This is a genomic window from Streptomyces sp. DT2A-34 (assembly GCF_030499515.1).
Classification (GTDB): Bacteria; Actinomycetota; Actinomycetes; order Streptomycetales; family Streptomycetaceae; genus Streptomyces.
This window is the reverse complement of record NZ_JASTWJ010000001.1, coordinates 107,510-122,143: the sequence shown is the minus strand read 5'-3', so window position 1 is coordinate 122,143 and position 14,634 is coordinate 107,510. Positions and strand designations below refer to the sequence as shown.

13 protein-coding genes are annotated in these 14,634 nt (G+C 72.7%); 7 read left to right on the top strand and 6 right to left on the bottom strand.

What is annotated here, in order from left to right:
* The first annotated feature begins 554 nt into the window (after window positions 1–554).
* The 5 genes from QQM39_RS00650 to QQM39_RS00630 are packed head-to-tail and all read left to right on the top strand — an operon-like array spanning window position 555 to window position 5,128.
* Window positions 555–1,457 carry an STAS domain-containing protein gene (locus tag QQM39_RS00650; RefSeq protein ID WP_301994599.1) on the top strand — a complete coding sequence of 301 codons (903 nt, stop codon included), beginning with the start codon at window positions 555–557 and terminating at the stop codon, window positions 1,455–1,457.
* Window positions 1,454–1,876: an STAS domain-containing protein gene (locus QQM39_RS00645; RefSeq protein WP_301994598.1), complete on the top strand. Its 423-nt coding sequence runs from the start codon at window positions 1,454–1,456 to the stop codon at window positions 1,874–1,876. The genes QQM39_RS00650 and QQM39_RS00645 overlap by 4 nt, the downstream gene beginning before the upstream one ends.
* Window positions 1,873–2,316, top strand: coding sequence for an anti-sigma regulatory factor (locus tag QQM39_RS00640; protein WP_301994597.1), 444 nt, complete (start codon window positions 1,873–1,875; stop codon window positions 2,314–2,316). Before QQM39_RS00645 ends, QQM39_RS00640 begins: the two co-directional genes overlap by 4 nt.
* Window positions 2,316–3,389 carry an ATP-binding SpoIIE family protein phosphatase gene (locus QQM39_RS00635; RefSeq protein WP_301994596.1) on the top strand — a complete coding sequence of 358 codons (1,074 nt, stop codon included), beginning with the start codon at window positions 2,316–2,318 and terminating at the stop codon, window positions 3,387–3,389. Before QQM39_RS00640 ends, QQM39_RS00635 begins: the two co-directional genes overlap by 1 nt.
* Window positions 3,386–5,128 carry a PP2C family protein-serine/threonine phosphatase gene (locus QQM39_RS00630; RefSeq protein WP_301994595.1) on the top strand — a complete coding sequence of 581 codons (1,743 nt, stop codon included), beginning with the start codon at window positions 3,386–3,388 and terminating at the stop codon, window positions 5,126–5,128. Before QQM39_RS00635 ends, QQM39_RS00630 begins: the two co-directional genes overlap by 4 nt.
* On the opposite strand, the gene QQM39_RS00625 is transcribed toward QQM39_RS00630, so the two are convergent.
* Window positions 5,095–6,141 carry a zinc-binding dehydrogenase gene (locus tag QQM39_RS00625; RefSeq protein WP_301994594.1) on the bottom strand — a complete coding sequence of 349 codons (1,047 nt, stop codon included), beginning with the start codon at window positions 6,139–6,141 and terminating at the stop codon, window positions 5,095–5,097. The genes QQM39_RS00630 and QQM39_RS00625 overlap by 34 nt on opposite strands.
* A gap of 145 nt (window positions 6,142–6,286) precedes the next feature.
* Between QQM39_RS00625 and QQM39_RS00620 the strand changes: the two genes are divergently transcribed.
* Complete coding sequence (locus QQM39_RS00620; RefSeq protein WP_301994593.1) at window positions 6,287–8,002, top strand: IlvD/Edd family dehydratase; 1,716 nt, start codon at window positions 6,287–6,289, stop codon at window positions 8,000–8,002.
* A 53-nt stretch (window positions 8,003–8,055) separates the two neighbouring features.
* Here the strand turns inward: QQM39_RS00620 and QQM39_RS00615 are convergent, their stop codons facing one another.
* From QQM39_RS00615 to QQM39_RS00595, 5 genes are all read right to left on the bottom strand, one after another.
* Window positions 8,056–8,550 carry a peptidylprolyl isomerase gene (locus QQM39_RS00615; RefSeq protein ID WP_301994592.1) on the bottom strand — a complete coding sequence of 165 codons (495 nt, stop codon included), beginning with the start codon at window positions 8,548–8,550 and terminating at the stop codon, window positions 8,056–8,058.
* 304 nt (window positions 8,551–8,854) lie between these two features.
* Window positions 8,855–9,847 carry a TAXI family TRAP transporter solute-binding subunit gene (locus tag QQM39_RS00610; RefSeq protein WP_301994591.1) on the bottom strand — a complete coding sequence of 331 codons (993 nt, stop codon included), beginning with the start codon at window positions 9,845–9,847 and terminating at the stop codon, window positions 8,855–8,857.
* A complete protein-coding gene (locus QQM39_RS00605) occupies window positions 9,844–11,262 on the bottom strand; it encodes a HAMP domain-containing sensor histidine kinase (RefSeq protein ID WP_301994590.1) in 1,419 nt (472 codons plus the stop codon). Before QQM39_RS00605 ends, QQM39_RS00610 begins: the two co-directional genes overlap by 4 nt.
* 17 nt (window positions 11,263–11,279) lie before the next feature.
* Complete coding sequence (locus QQM39_RS00600; protein ID WP_301994589.1) at window positions 11,280–11,951, bottom strand: response regulator transcription factor; 672 nt, start codon at window positions 11,949–11,951, stop codon at window positions 11,280–11,282.
* Window positions 11,952–11,967: 16 nt separating this feature from the next.
* A complete protein-coding gene (locus tag QQM39_RS00595) occupies window positions 11,968–13,314 on the bottom strand; it encodes an MFS transporter (protein ID WP_301994588.1) in 1,347 nt (448 codons plus the stop codon).
* A gap of 156 nt (window positions 13,315–13,470) precedes the next feature.
* Here QQM39_RS00595 and QQM39_RS00590 point away from each other — a divergent pair, with 156 nt between their 5' ends.
* Window positions 13,471–14,571 carry a DUF3533 domain-containing protein gene (locus tag QQM39_RS00590; RefSeq protein ID WP_302003425.1) on the top strand — a complete coding sequence of 367 codons (1,101 nt, stop codon included), beginning with the start codon at window positions 13,471–13,473 and terminating at the stop codon, window positions 14,569–14,571.
* The last annotated feature ends 63 nt before the right edge of the window (window positions 14,572–14,634 follow it).

The following is a 14,634-nucleotide window of genomic DNA, read 5'->3' as shown; positions in this document are numbered from 1 at the left end:
TCCACTCTTTCAGTCTTCTTGGGCACTGTCAGCCCGCCGGTTCGGCCCATACGTACAGAGCGCTAGATACGGACGACAAGGACCGATGGACGGCCTCCCCGACAGCGCGGCTCCGACGCCGTCACCGTGACGAGAATGGCGTATCCGACATCGTGAGCAGATTCGTGGCAGCCGAGCCGGCGAAGACCGTCCAGCCCTTCCTGGCCGGCCCCGGCCTCACCACGCTTCAGCCCGTCCCCCGGCTCCGAGCGCGCCCGCGTCCGTGCCGACGCACGTCGAACTCGAGGCGCAACTCCCGCCGGCCGTGTTCGAGAGACGGTATGGCGCACGCACGCCGGCCCGGGCCATCGTGTCCATCAGCCTGCCGCGCACGGCCGACGTCCCCGGCGCCGCCCTGAGGGAACTGTCCGGATCACCGCGGCACGCCCGTGGCCGACGACGACTCGATGGTGTTCCGCCTCGACCGGCTGGGGCCGCGGCAGGCGCCTTGACCGTATTGTCCGGCGCTCCCCCGCAGGATCGGGGCGGCGCACACCGTATGAGGAGGGAAGTACGTGCCGGAGCAGCAAGCGGCAGACGATCAGACCAACCCCGCGGAGGAGGTCGGGGCCTTCCTGAGGGAGCGCCGGGAGCAGATCGCCCAGCGCTGGGCCGACGCGGCGCTGCTGCGCACCGTGTTCACCGTCTCCCGGGACGAGGCGGTGGAGGCCGGCCGGACCGTCGTGGAGGCGCTGGCCGCGGTGGCCGCCTCGGGACGCGTCGAGGATGCCGAGGCGGACGGATTCGCGGTCGTCCGCGAGCAGTTGGTGCGTACGGCACAGTCCCGGGCCCGCGCCGGCGCCAGCATCGCGCAGATCTCGGCGGAGATGGACGCGTTGCGCCCGGCCGTCACCGAGCTGCTGCTCGAGGAGCTCTCCGACGCGCCCGCCGAGCACCTGCGCAAGTGCGCGACGGCGCTGACCGTGCTGATGGGCACCCTGCGCCTGGTCATGCTGGAGGCGACGATGAACGCCGGGGAGGACCTCATCAACCGCCAGCGGCTCGAACTGCTCGAAATCGCCACGCCGGTGATCAAACTGTGGGAAGGCATCGTCGCCGTACCGCTGATCGGCACCCTCGACAGCGCCCGCAGCCAGGTGGTGATGGAGACGCTCCTGGACGCCGTCGTCGAACAGCACGCCCGCTTCGCGATCCTCGACATCACCGGAGTGCCGACCGTCGACTCCCTGGTGGCACAGCACCTGATGAAGACCGTGGCGGCGGCGCGGCTGATGGGAGCGGAGTGCATAGTGTCCGGGATCAGGCCGGCCATCGCGCAGACCATCGTCCACCTCGGCATCGACCTGAGCTCGGTGCTCACCCGCGCCAGCCTCGCGGACGCCCTGGCCTACGCCCTGCGCCAGCAGGGCGCGCACATCGTCCCGAACCCCGACTCGGACCTGGAGTCCACCAGGTGACCGGCGCGTCCACCTTCCCGTACGAAGGACACGTGCCCGTGCTCAGGCTCGGCGGGGTCCTCCTCGTCACCCTCCAGGGCGACCTGTACGACAGCACGGCGGAACAACTTAGGCAGGACATCGGCGAGACCGTCTCCGACAGCGCGGTCACCGGTGTGGTCATCGACCTCTCCGGCGTCGAGATCGTCGACTCCTTCATGGGCCGCGTGCTCAGTGACGTCGCGGCCATGACCCGGCTGCTGGCCGCCCAGACCGTGGTGGCGGGGATGCGCCCGGCGGTGGCCATCACCCTGGTGGAACTCGGCCTGACCCTGCCGGGACTGCGCACCGCTCTCAACACCGAGGACGCCCTGCACCTGCTCGGTTCCGAGGTGTCGGCCCTGCCGCGCGCCGGGCGCCCACGCCGGGAGCGCCCGTGACCCACAGCCCCGGCAGCGTCTCCGCCTGCCTGCCGATCCACTCGGACCTCGATCTGGTACGGGTGCGGCAGCATGTGCGGCAGATGACCGCCCACCTCGGGTTCGGTCTGGTCGAGCAGACCAAACTCGTCACCGCGGCCAGCGAGCTGGCGCGCAACGCCCTCGTCCACGGCGGCGGGGGCCGGATGGAGTGCAGCCCGGTGACCCGCGGCGGGACACCGGGGCTGCGTCTCGTCTTCAGCGACGAGGGCCCCGGCATCGCGGACCTGGACCAGGCCCTGTCCGACGGCTACACCTCCGGCGAGGGGTTGGGGATGGGCCTGGGCGGCGCCCGGCGCCTGGTCCACGAGTTCTCCGTCGACAGCCGCCGCGGCGCCGGCACCACAGTGACGGTGACGTCCTGGATCTCCGGGCCGCCCCGGCCGCGCGAGGCGCGCTGATGCCGCGCGTCTGGGAGGTGCCGGTGCACGACTCGACCCGCGTACGCGACGCCCGCGTGGCGGCCGGAGCCGCCGCCCGCCGTGCCGGGCTCGGCGAGGACAGGACCGCCGCCGCCGAACTCGTGGCCACCGAACTCGCCACCAATCTGCTCAAGCACGCCGGCGGCGGACGCATACTCCTCGAACTCGTGGGCCCACCCGTTCCGGCCTACGGCGACGAGAGGAACGCCAGGGTGCAGATCATGGCCGTCGACCACGGACCCGGCATGCGCGACACCGCCGCGGCGCTGCGCGACGGCTACTCGACCACCGCCTCCCTGGGCGCCGGCCTCGGCACCTGCCTGCGCACGGCCGACGACTTCGGCCTGCACAGCACACCCGGACGGGGCACGGTCGCCCTGGCCAGGATCGCTTCGCGCCCGAACCGCGACACCACTGGCCCGCGTCCCGTCCCGCTCCCGGTGCGCGCCGGCGGAATCAACGTCCCCCTCGCGGGCGCGGAGTTCTCCGGCGACGCCTGGGCATGCGTCCGGACGGCCGACCGCGTGACGCTGATGCTGGCCGACGGCCTCGGCCACGGCCCGTTGGCGGCCCGTGCCTCCTCCGCCGCCGTGGAGACGGTGCGGTGCGCGCCGCACCTGCCACCGCCGGACCTGCTACGGCGGCTCAACGGCGCCCTGCGCGACACCAGGGGAGCGGCCGTGGCCGTGGCCCAACTCGACGTCCCGGCCGGGAAGTTGTACTTCACCGGGGTGGGCAACGCAGGGGCCCGGCTGCGCCGCGGCGACAGCTGGCAGGGGCTGGTCTCGCGCCCCGGCATCGTCGGCGCCCACCTCCCCACGCACCTGCCGCAACAACAGCTGACCTGGACGGACGACTGCCTGCTGGTCCTGCACAGCGACGGCCTGCCGAGCCGCTGGAGCCCCGGCCCGGCCGCTCATGACCGGTCGCCCGTCGACCCCGCCGTGATCGCCGCATCGATCCTGCGGGACGCCGGCAGCCCCGCCCGGCCGGTACGCGACGACACCGCCGTCGTCGTGCTGAGCCCCTGCCCCTCGGACCCCTCCTCATGACCCGCACCTGGCACGTCCGCACCATCACCGACGCCGCGCAGGCCCGCATCGCCACGGCGCGGCTGGCCGCCGCGTGCGGAGTGACCACCGTCGAGCGCACCCGTCTGGTGGCCGCCCTCACCGCACAGCTGCGCCAGTGCCTCACCAAGGGAGGCGAGTGGCGGGTCGGCGTGGCAGCGACCCTGGCGCCCGGTGGGGGAGACTTCAGCGTCGAGGTGGCCGCGGCCAAGCGCCGCCCCGACGACCGGCAGCCCCCGTGGCGCGCTTCGGTCCCCTGCGCCGAGGACGCCGACGTCTCCGGTGCCGACCATGCCGCCGACGACCCGGTGACGCTGGCAGAGGCCCTGTTCGGCGCCGACGAGGACGCGGCCCTGCTGCTGGAGCGGCTCGACGAGCAGGAGGGGCTGGTCGCCTTCCACCGCGAGGAACTCCACCAGACCAACCAGGGCGTACTGGCGCTCCACGCCGAGCTGGACGCCGCCGGCCGGGCTCAGCGCGAGCTCTTCGACGCCGAGCAGAAGGCCCGCAAGGAAGCGGAGAACGCCCGCGGCCGACTGACCTTCCTGGCCGATGCCAGCGCCGCCCTGACCGCCTCCCTCAACCACGAGGCCATCGTGCGGCTGCTGCCCGCCCTGCTGGTGCCGCGATACGCGCGCACCGTCGACGTCTGGCTGTTCGACGACGTGGACGACGCGCTGCGCGGCGGCCCGCATCCGGCCGCCGCCGTCCTCGCGGCCCGCCGCGGCCGCCCGCAGTACGCCGCCGACCACCCCGGCAATCTGCCCGGCGTCGACGACCAGCCCCCCTCGGCCCTCGACCCCGGCAGACCCCTGTTGTGCATCCCCCTGCTCACCCGCCGGGCATCGCAGGGCGTCCTCACCCTGTCACCGCCCGACGAGCGCTGGGACGCGGACGACGCCGTCATGCTGATCGAGCTGACCCGACGGGCCAGCATCGCCCTGGAGAACGCCCGGCGCTTCGAGCGCAACCGGGACATCGCCGAGACCCTGCAACGCGCCCTGCTCACCGAACTGCCCACGACACCCGGCCTCACCCTGGCCGCACGCTACCTCCCGGCCACCCGGGGTCTGAACATCGGCGGGGACTGGTACGACGCCTTCCGCCAGCCCGACGGCAGCCTGATCACCGTCATCGGCGACGTCACCGGGCACGGCCTGCACGCCGCCGTGATGATGAGCCAGCTACGCACCGCCCTGCGCGCCTACGCCGTCGACGGCAGCAGCCCCGGCCAACTCCTGACGCGGCTGCACGTGTTCCTGCACCGCCTGCGCCTCGACCTCTACGCCACCGCGGTCATCGCCCGCTTCCACCCGGACGACCCCACGCTCACCTGGGCCGCCGCCGGCCATCCGCCACCGGTGCTGCGCACCCCCGACGGCCAGGTGCACACCCTGGACGCCAAACCCGGTGCCATGCTGGGCATCCCACTGAAACAGCAGATCCACGACCACACGGTGCCGCTTGCGCCCGGATCGACGCTGGCCCTCTACACCGACGGCCTGGTGGAACGCCGCTCCCGCGGGATCGACCCCGGTATCCAGCGCCTCGCCGAGGAACTGGGCGGCTTTGGCCCGACCGAACTCGAGCAGGACCTGGAGGCGTCGGCCGACCGGCTCCTGCACCCCTTGCTGCACGACTCCGAACACGACGACGACGTATGCCTGTTGCTGTGCCACGTCCACAGTCACGGGCACCGGCGGCCGGCACCGGAGTCCTGACTCGACCGGGGGTCCACGTGGATCTTCGGGCCGGGTCCGGCGCCCTGCGGCCGTTCACCCGCGAGTACCGCGCCGACCTCGTCGAGGCCCACCGTGGCGGCGACGAGGGGCCTGGGGTCGACCGCTCCGGACGCGTACGCCCGGATGGTGGCCCCCAGGCCGGGAGAGGCGGACAGGATGCCCACCGCGGTCACGTCCTTCAGCACGAGCGCGCGGGTGTCGATCCCGCTCGGCTCACCTGCCAGCCCGATGTACACGACGCGGCCGGCCGGCTCGACCAACTCCAGTGCCCTCCCCGGCAGACGGGCGGCGTTCGAGGCGTCGACGACCGCGTCGAAGGGCAGGTCCGGAAGGGAGCGCTCGTCCCACACGTGCTCGAAGCCCAACGCGTGGGCGAACGTGGGCGAGCCGTCGGCACGGTCCAGCAGGTGGACTTCCGCACCCCACGCCCGCAGGAACATCGCGACCAGCAGACCGATGGTCCCGGGGCCCACCACGAGAGCACGGTCCCCGGCGCGCAGGTCCGCCGCCCGCGCCGCGCGCAGCGCATTGCCGCCCGGCTCCACCAGCGCGCCGAGTACGGCGTCGACCGAGTCGGGAAGGGCGTGCAACGAGGATGCCGGTACCGCGAGTCGCTCCGCCAGGGCACCGGCCCGCGCCCCGCGTATACCGACCTCCTGGCGCTTCTCGCACACGTGCTGACGGCCCCGCAGACAGCGGCGGCAACCGCCGCAGCCGAGCATCGTGTCCCCCATGACGCGGCGGCCGACCCAGCCCGCGTCGACGCCCTCGCCGACCGCCGCCACGCGCCCGGCCCACTCGTGCCCCGGCCGCATCGGGTAGGTGGAGTGTCCCTGGTGGAGGTAGGCCATGGCGCCCGTGAAGAACTCCACGTCGGTGCCGCACACGCCGACCCGCTCGACGTCGACGACGACTTCACCGGGTGCCGCCATCGGCGCAGGGAGCTCCTGGACCTCGTACGCGCCGGGCGCGGTCAGGACGAACGCACGCATGAGACGGCGGCTCCAGAGCGGGTGGTGAGGGGCGGGGCACGTCAGCAGTGGGGCTCGACGCGGGCTGTCGATCCGTCGTACGTCTGCGTATGCTCCATGGCGTTCCAGACTGTAGGCCTCCGTACCGACTGCCGGAAGAGGTCCCATGGTGAGGCTGCGCAGCGCACAGTGGTACGAGGGACAGGACCGCAACGCCTACATCCACCGGGCGTGGATGCGCAGGGGCGTGCCCGGTGACGCCTTCACCGGCCGACCGCAGATCGCCATCGCCAACACGGCCTCGGACCTGACCCCCTGCAACGCCCACCTGGACGAGGTCGCCTCCTCGGTGCGCGACGGCGTGTACGAGGCGGGCGGCATCCCGCTGGACCTGCCCGTGGTGTCGCTCGGCGAGACGAACGTGCGGCCCACCGCCATGCTCTGGCGCAACATGGCCGCGATGGCCACGGAGGAGATGCTGCGGGCCAACCCTGTCGACGGCGTCGTCCTGCTGGGCGGCTGCGACAAGACGATCCCGTCGCTGCTCATGGCCGCCGCGTCGGTGGACCTGCCCGCCGTCGTCGTACCCGGCGGTCCGATGCTCACCGGCACCTTCCGAGGTACACCGCTGGGCTGCGGCACCGACGTGTGGCGGCTCTCGGAGGAGGTGCGGGCGGGCACGCTCTCGCAGGAGCAGTTCACCCGCTCCGAGTCGGCGATGATCCGCAGTCGCGGCCACTGCAACACCATGGGCACCGCCTCCACGATGGCCCTGGTCGCCGAGGCCCTCGGCACGGTCGTCCCGGGCGTGGCCGGAACCCCGGCCCCCGACAGCCGGCTGCTGCAGGCCGCGCACCACACCGGCCGCCTGGCGGTGGACATGATCGGCGCCGACCGCCGGCCCGCATCGATCCTCACCAAGGCGTCCTTCCACAACGCGATCGTCGCGCTCGCCGCCATCGGCGGCTCGACCAACGCCGTCGTCCACCTCCTGGCCATCGCGGGCCGCCTGGGCACCGACCTGACCCTCGACGACTTCGACCGCATCGGCTCCCGCGTGCCGGTCCTGGTGGACCTCCAGCCGGCCGGCCGCTTCCTCATGGAGGACTTCCACCGCGCCGGAGGCCTGCTCGCCGTCCTGCGCGAGGTCCGCGACCTGCTGGACCCCGACGCCCTCACCGTCACCGGCAAGCCCTTGGCCGACGCACTCGACGACGCCCCGATCTGGGACACCGAGGTCATCCGCACCCGCGCCGAACCACTCGTCGCCGAGGGCGGCATCGCCGTCCTGCGCGGCAACCTCGCACCCGACGGCGCGCTCATCAAACCGGCCGCAGCCTCCCCGCACCTGCTGCGCCACCGCGGCCGGGCCGTCGTCTTCGACTCCATCGAGGACTTCCACGCCCGTATCGACGACCCGGACCTGGATGTCGACGCCGACTCGGTCCTCGTGCTGCGCGGCTGCGGCCCCAAGGGCTACCCGGGCATGCCCGAGGTCTCCAACATGCCTCTGCCGAAGAAGCTTCTCGAACAGGGCGTCCGCGACATGGTCCGCGTCTGCGACGGCCGGATGAGCGGCACGGCGTACGGCACGGTCGTCCTGCACGTCGCCCCCGAAGCCGCGGCCGGCGGCCCCCTCGTACGGGTGCGCACGGGGGACTTCATCACCCTGGACGTCGAGGCCCGCCGCATCGACGTCGACGTACCCGCCGACGAACTCGCCCGCAGAAACCCCGGCAAGGCCGCCGTCGCCGGCTTCGCCGATCCCCGGCGCGGCTGGGAACGCCTCTACATCGACCACGTCCTCCAGGCCGACACCGGTGCGGATCTGGACTTCCTCGTAGGGTCCAGCGGCTCGGAGGTGAGCCGCGAATCACACTGACCGCGGCGGCGACGGGGCAGGTCCGTCAGGACCCGCCCCCCTGCACAAGGTCGTCAGGCGACGACGCCGCAGTCGTCGACGACGATCTCCTTGGCCGTCGCGCCCGAGCGGCTGCCGAGGCCCTCGATCGCCTTGACGACGTCCTCGCCCTCGACGACCTCGCCGAAGACGACGTGCTTGCCGTCCAGCCACGGCGTCACCACGGTGGTGATGAAGAACTGCGAGCCGTTGGTGCCCGGACCCGCGTTGGCCATGCTCAGCAGGAACGGCCTGTCGTGCTTGAGCTGGAAGTTCTCGTCCGCGAACTTCTCACCGTAGATGCTCTTGCCGCCGGTGCCGTTGCCGTGGGTGAAGTCACCGCCCTGCAGCATGAACTCCGGGATGACCCGGTGGAAGGGCGAACCCTTGTAGCCGAACCCGTGCTGGCCCGTCGCCAGCTCACGGAAGTTGCGCGCGGTCTTGGGCACCACGTCGTCGAACAGTCGGAAGACGATGCGGCCGAGGTCCTCGCCACCGGCCGAAACCTTGAAAAACACGTTCTCGCTCATGGCCATGATTCTCCACAACAGACGGGCAGAGATCGAATCGGCCGCGCGCGACGGTGCGGGCGGCACCCATGACGGTGATCCGACGCACACGCACTGTGACGAACTCGCCGCACTCGGTGCCGGTCCGAGTGAAACGCGCCGAGCTGGGGACTTGGCGGTCAGGCCGGGCTCAGCGGCGTTCCCCTTGGGGGCTGGTCCGGCCAGGCTCCTCTGGTTCAGACCAGAGCCGGGGGAGCCGCCCTGCGCGCGACCTCGCGGAGCCTGATGTTGTTCTCCTGCGAGTGGCGGCCTTCTGGACGACTGGCTAGCCGTGCAGCTCCCGGTAGGCGACAACCGCCCCGGGATGCAGAGGCACGACGCCGGTGGAGATCAGGCTGCGGACGTCGAGGAACTGGGTACCGAGCGCCGTGCCGGGGACGAGCCGGGTGGCGCGGCGCACCAGGACGTGGGTGAGGGCGGCGGCGATGGGCGCGGGCAGGTCGGGGCGGCACAGGAGCAGGTTGGCCACGCCGATGGTGGTCACCTCGGGCGTTCCGCGATACGCCCCGGCCGGCACCGTCACCGCCTCGAGACCCGATCCGGGGCGTTCCGTACCGGCGCGCAGGCGGGGCAGGAGGCCGCCCAGCGGCAGGAGCCGGATGCCGGGCCTGACGTCGAGGCCGGACAGCACCGGCAGCGGTACACCGCCCGCGACCAGCAGGGCGTCGACGGCGCCGTCCCGCATCGCACGCGCCGCCTGCGGCATCAGCAGGTGGCGTACGCGCACGTCGGTCCCCGGGGTCAGTCCGGCCGCGCGCAGCAGACGGTCGCCGAGCACGGCCCCGCCGGACGCGGGCGCACCCAGCGAGACGGTGCGCCCCGCCAGGTCGGCGACGGTGTGGATGGGTGCGTCGGCGCGCACGGCCAGCTGCACGTAGTTCTCGTAGACCCGGCCGATCGCCCGCAGCGGGACACGGCGGCCGAACGGTGCCGAGCCGCCGTACGCGGCCCACGCGATATCGGCCAGGGCCAGCGCCACCTCGGCCCGCCCCGCCTGCAGCAGCCGTACGTTGGCCACGCTGGCCTCGCTGTGGATCACCTCGCAGGACAGCCGGGGGTACGCCACCGTCACCTGCTCGGCGAGCAGCCGGCCGAAGGCCGCGTAGAAGCCGTCGGTCTCGCCGGTCGCGATCCGCAGCCTCCCCTGCGGGCCACGGTCCGCGCGCCGGGCGTCGGCCGTCCCGGCGGCTGCGAGCAGCCCCGTGCACGCCGTACCGAGGACGGAGCGCAGCGCGGTGCGGCGGCCGGTTCCGGTCATGCGGTCCGCCCCTGCGGACAGGACACCCCGTGCTCGGCACGAGGCAGCACCACTCTGACCCGCAGGCCGTGCGGCACGGCCGCCGCGAACTCGATGCGTCCGCCCCGCCCGGTCACCAACTGCGCGGCGATCGCCAGACCGAGGCCGCTGCCGCGTACCTCGCGGTGCCGCTCCGAGCGCCAGAAGCGGATGCCTGCCTGGGGGAGTTCGCCGGTGGCGAGGCCCGGGCCGTCGTCCCGTACCTCGAACACCGCGTCCGGGCCGTCGGCGAAGCAGCGCGTCTCGACGCGGGCGCCGCTCCCGGCGTACTTGATCGCGTTGTCGAGCAGGATGTCGGCCACCTGGGCCAGTTCGCCCTCCGTGCAGACCATGCGGACGGAGGAGCCGGTGGTGAACTCCAGCTGGACTCCGGCCTGTTCGGCCACCAGGTGCCACAGCTGTGCCTGGGCGGCGGTGACCGCCGTCGCGTCGCAACACGCTTGCGGCCCGTCCGCCACGGCCAGTTCTCCGGCGCGGTGTTCGGCGTTGGCGAGGGCGAGCAGGTCGTCGAGGAGGTGCTCCATGCGTTCGAGTTCGGCGGTCACGCCGGTGTAGGTGCGGGTGGCGGAGTCGGGCAGGCGGGGCTGGAGGGAGTCGATGCGCAGGCGCAGTGCGGCGAGCGGATTGCGCAGCTGGTGCGAGGTGTCGGCGACCAGGCGGCGCTGCTGTTCCAGCGCGGTGGTCACCGCGTCGGCCATGCGGTTGAAGCCGGTGGCCAGCTGGCGCAGTTCGGGCGGGCCGCCGGCCCGGGCGTGCTCGGCGGGCAGCCCGGCCGCCAGCGCGCCGACCGCCCGGTCGAGGCGGTGCAGCGGGCGTACGACCCACCGCGTGGCGGCGCGGGCGAGGAGCACGCACGCCACCGCGAACAGACCCGCACCGGCCAGCACCAGCGCCCAGCGCAGGGCGATGTCGTCGGCGGCTGCCCGTACCGAGGCCCGCAGCACCACGGCGCCGGACACCCGGGTGCCCGTGCCCACCGGGCGGGCGAGCAATTTGTCGCCGCGCGACCAGGGGCGCAACGTGCCTCCGGGGGAGACGGGTTGGTTGCGCAGCGCCGCGTCGACCAGGCGGGCGACGGCCGGGTCCGCGGCGCGCATGCCGCCGGTCTGCGCGACCGGGGCACGGCGGGCGTCGACGACCACGACCGCCTCGCCGTACAGCTCGGTGTACCGGGTGACCTCGGCGGTCAGCGCGCCGGTGTCGCCGCTTACGGCGGCCTGCTCGGCCAGCCCCGCGAAGCGGTCGAGGTCGGCGGTGCGGGCCGCGACGAGCTGCTCGGTGCGCTGGGTGGCGGTGACGCCGAGCAGCGGGACGGCGAAGCCGGCCACCGCGAGCACGGCGAAGGCCAGGACGACGGTCAACACCCGGGTACGCATACGAGGCCCCTGCCGGCTCAGCCGCCGAACCGGTAGCCGAAGCCGCGGATCGTGGTCAGCACCTCGGGCCGGCCGATCTTGGCCCGCAGCTGGGTGAGATGGACGTCGAGCGAACGGGACACGGCCAGGTAGGCGTCGCCCCACACCTCGTCCATCAGCTGCTGGCGGCTGACGGCCGTACCGGCCCTGGTCGCCAGCGCGGCGAGGACCGCGAACTCCTTGGTGGTCAGCCGCACTTCGGCACCGCCGACCGTGACCCGGCGCGCGTCGAGGTCGACCTCGACGTCCTCGGCGCGGACCGTACGCGGCGCCGGAGCGGCGGCTGTCGCGGCGGCCGTCGTGGCGCGGCGGGTGACGGCCTCGATCCGGGCCAGCAGCTCGGCCAGCCGCACCGGCTTGACCAGGTAGTCGTCGGCGCCCAGCCGCAGGCCGCGCACCACCGACCGTTCGTCGCCCCGCGCGGTGAGGACCACCACCGGCAGACCGCTCACCGCGCGCAGCTTGCGCAGTACCTCCAGCCCGTCGAGGTCGGGCAGACCGAGGTCGAGCAGCAACAGGTCTGCCTGTCGGTGGCGGACGAGGACCTCCTCGCCGCGCCGGACCCGGGTGGGGAGGTGACCGTGCTCGTACAGGGCCTCGGTGAGGGCGTCGGCCACCCCGTCGTCGTCCTCGGCCAGCAGCACACGCACGGTCGCCTCCCTTCCGTCAGTGGTCGCGGATCTCGGTCTCCAGCGGCGATCCGTCGGACGTCTCGCGCATCCGAATGTAGACGAGCAGCGAAATCAGGACACAGGCGGTGACGTAGTAGAAGTACCAGCTCTCGTGACCGGCGTTCTTGAACCACAGGGCCACGTACTCGGCCGTCCCGCCGAACACGGCCACGGTCAGCGCGTACGGCAGACCGACGCCCAGCGCCCGGATCGAGGTGGGGAACAGCTCGGCCTTCACCACCGCGCTGATCGAGGTGTACAGGGAACTGACCGCCAGCGGCCCGACCATGAGCAGGAACGCGTACACGGGATCGCTGGTGTGGGACAGCAGCGTGAGCGAGGGCACCACCACCACGGCCCCCAGCACTCCGAACGCGATCAGCATCGGACGGCGACCCACCCGGTCGGACAACAGCCCCATGACCGGCTGCAGCACCACGAACACCAGCAGCGCGAAGAAGTTGATCCAGGCCGCCGTCGGCTTGGCGATACCGCTGGTGTTGACCATGAACTTCTGCAGATACGTGGTGTACGTGTAGAAGAACAGCGTGCCGCCCATGGTCAGCCCGACCACGACCAGGCACTGCCGGGGGTACGACAGCAGCATCCGCAGACTGCCGCGCGCCGGCCCACCGCTCTCGCCGTCGTCTCCCTCGGCCGCCGCACGCTCGAAGCTCTCCGACTCGTCCATGCCGCGCCGCAGCCACAGCACGACGACCGCCCCGGCGGCCCCGACGACGAACGCGACCCGCCAGCCCCACGCCTCCATCTGCGCGGCGCTGAGCACCTGCTGCAGGACGATCTGCAGACCGAGCGCCGTCAACTGGCCGGCGATGAGCGTGACGTACTGGAAACTGGAGTAGTAGCCGCGCCGACCGGGCGAGGCCACCTCCGACATGTAGGTGGCCGACGTCGAGTACTCACCGCCGACCGACAGCCCCTGCAGCAGCCGCGCCGTCACCAGCAGGACCGGCGCGGCGACCCCGATCGCGCCGTACGACGGGGTCAGCGCCACGATCAGGGAACCGGCCGCCATGAGCGTCACCGACAGCGTCAACGCCGCACGCCGTCCACGCCGGTCGGCGTAACGGCCGAGCACCCAGCCGCCGATCGGGCGCATCAGGAACCCGACCGCGAACACCGCGGCGGTGTTCAGCAACTGCGCGGTCTGGTCACCGGACGGAAAGAACGCGGCGGCGAAATACACGCTGAACGCGGTGTACGCGTACCAGTCGTACCACTCGATCAAGTTGCCGATCGATCCGCGCACGATGTTGCTGACGACCCTGCGCTCACCGTGGCGCGACTCCCGCGCGCTCACGGGCGTGGTCTGTGTGGCCATCGAAAACTCCCTTGTCTGCGGCCCGGGAGCACACAGAGTCGACGGCACGACAGGGCCGTTCAACAGCGCGAACGAAGTCCTAACAGTCCCTTAGGGCTGAAGCGGCGGGGCGTACGACATCCACACCGAGGGGCTCGTTCACATACCCATGCGATCATCAGACCCGTGAACTCCCAGTCCAGCCCACCGCCGGGCATACCCCCCACGGACGCCGCCGCCGACGCACCCGTCGACGCCGCCGCCAAGGCCCCTGCTTTCGTCGCCGAGTTGAGGGACGCCGTAACGCTTCGGGCGTTCGGGCTCGTGCTCGGTGGCCTGCTCGTCCAGCTCGCCTTCGTCGTCTCCTACGTCGGCGCCTTCCACTCGCCCACGCCGCACCGGATCCCGGTCGCGGTGGCCGCTCCGCAGCAGGCGTCCGCGAAGATCGTCGCCCAGCTCAACGCCCTCGACGGCGACCCGGTCGAGGCCACGGCGGCAGCCGGCGCCGCCGCCGCCCGCCAGTGGGTCCTCACGAGGAAGGCGGATGCCGCCTTCCTCTTCAACGCGACCGGCACCAAGGACACCCTCCTGGTCGCCTCGGCGGGCGGGCCTTCGGTGTCGCAGACCGCCACGCAGATCGCCCAGAAGATCGAGGCGGCGCAAAAGCGCCAGATCACCGTCACCGACATCCGGTCGCCGAACGCCGGGGACGGGCGCGGCATGACGTCCTTCTACCTCGTGCTCGGCTGGGTGATCGGCGGCTACCTCACCGCGACGATCATGGGCATGGCCGCGGGTTCCCGGCCCGCCAACCGCCACCGCACCCTCATCCGGCTCGCCGTCCTCGTGCCGTACGCCCTCGTGTCGGGCATCGCCGGAGCGGTGATCGTGGGGCCGGTGTTCGACGCGCTCGGCGGTCACTTCTGGGCCCTGAGCGGCCTCGGCGCCCTCATCGTCCTCGCCTCGGCGGCGACCGCGCTCGCCCTGCAGACCCTGCTCGGCCTGCTGGGCACCGGCGTGGTCATCCTCCTCTTCGTGGTGCTGGGCAACCCGAGCTCCGGCGGTGTGTACCCGGCGCCGCTGCTCCCGTCGTTCTGGAGCGCGATCGGCCAGGCCCTGCCGCCCGGGGCGGGCACCACCCTGGTCCGCAACACCGTGTACTTCTCGGGCAACGCGACCACGTCGGCACTCTGGGTGCTCGGCGCCTACGCCGCGGGCGGTGCGCTGCTCGCCTGGTCGGCTTCGTGGTGGCGCGAACGCGGACACGCCGACGCCTGACCCGCGCTACGACGGGGCCCACGCGAGGGCATCGCGTGGGCCCCGGCTGTCGAGGATCAGGGG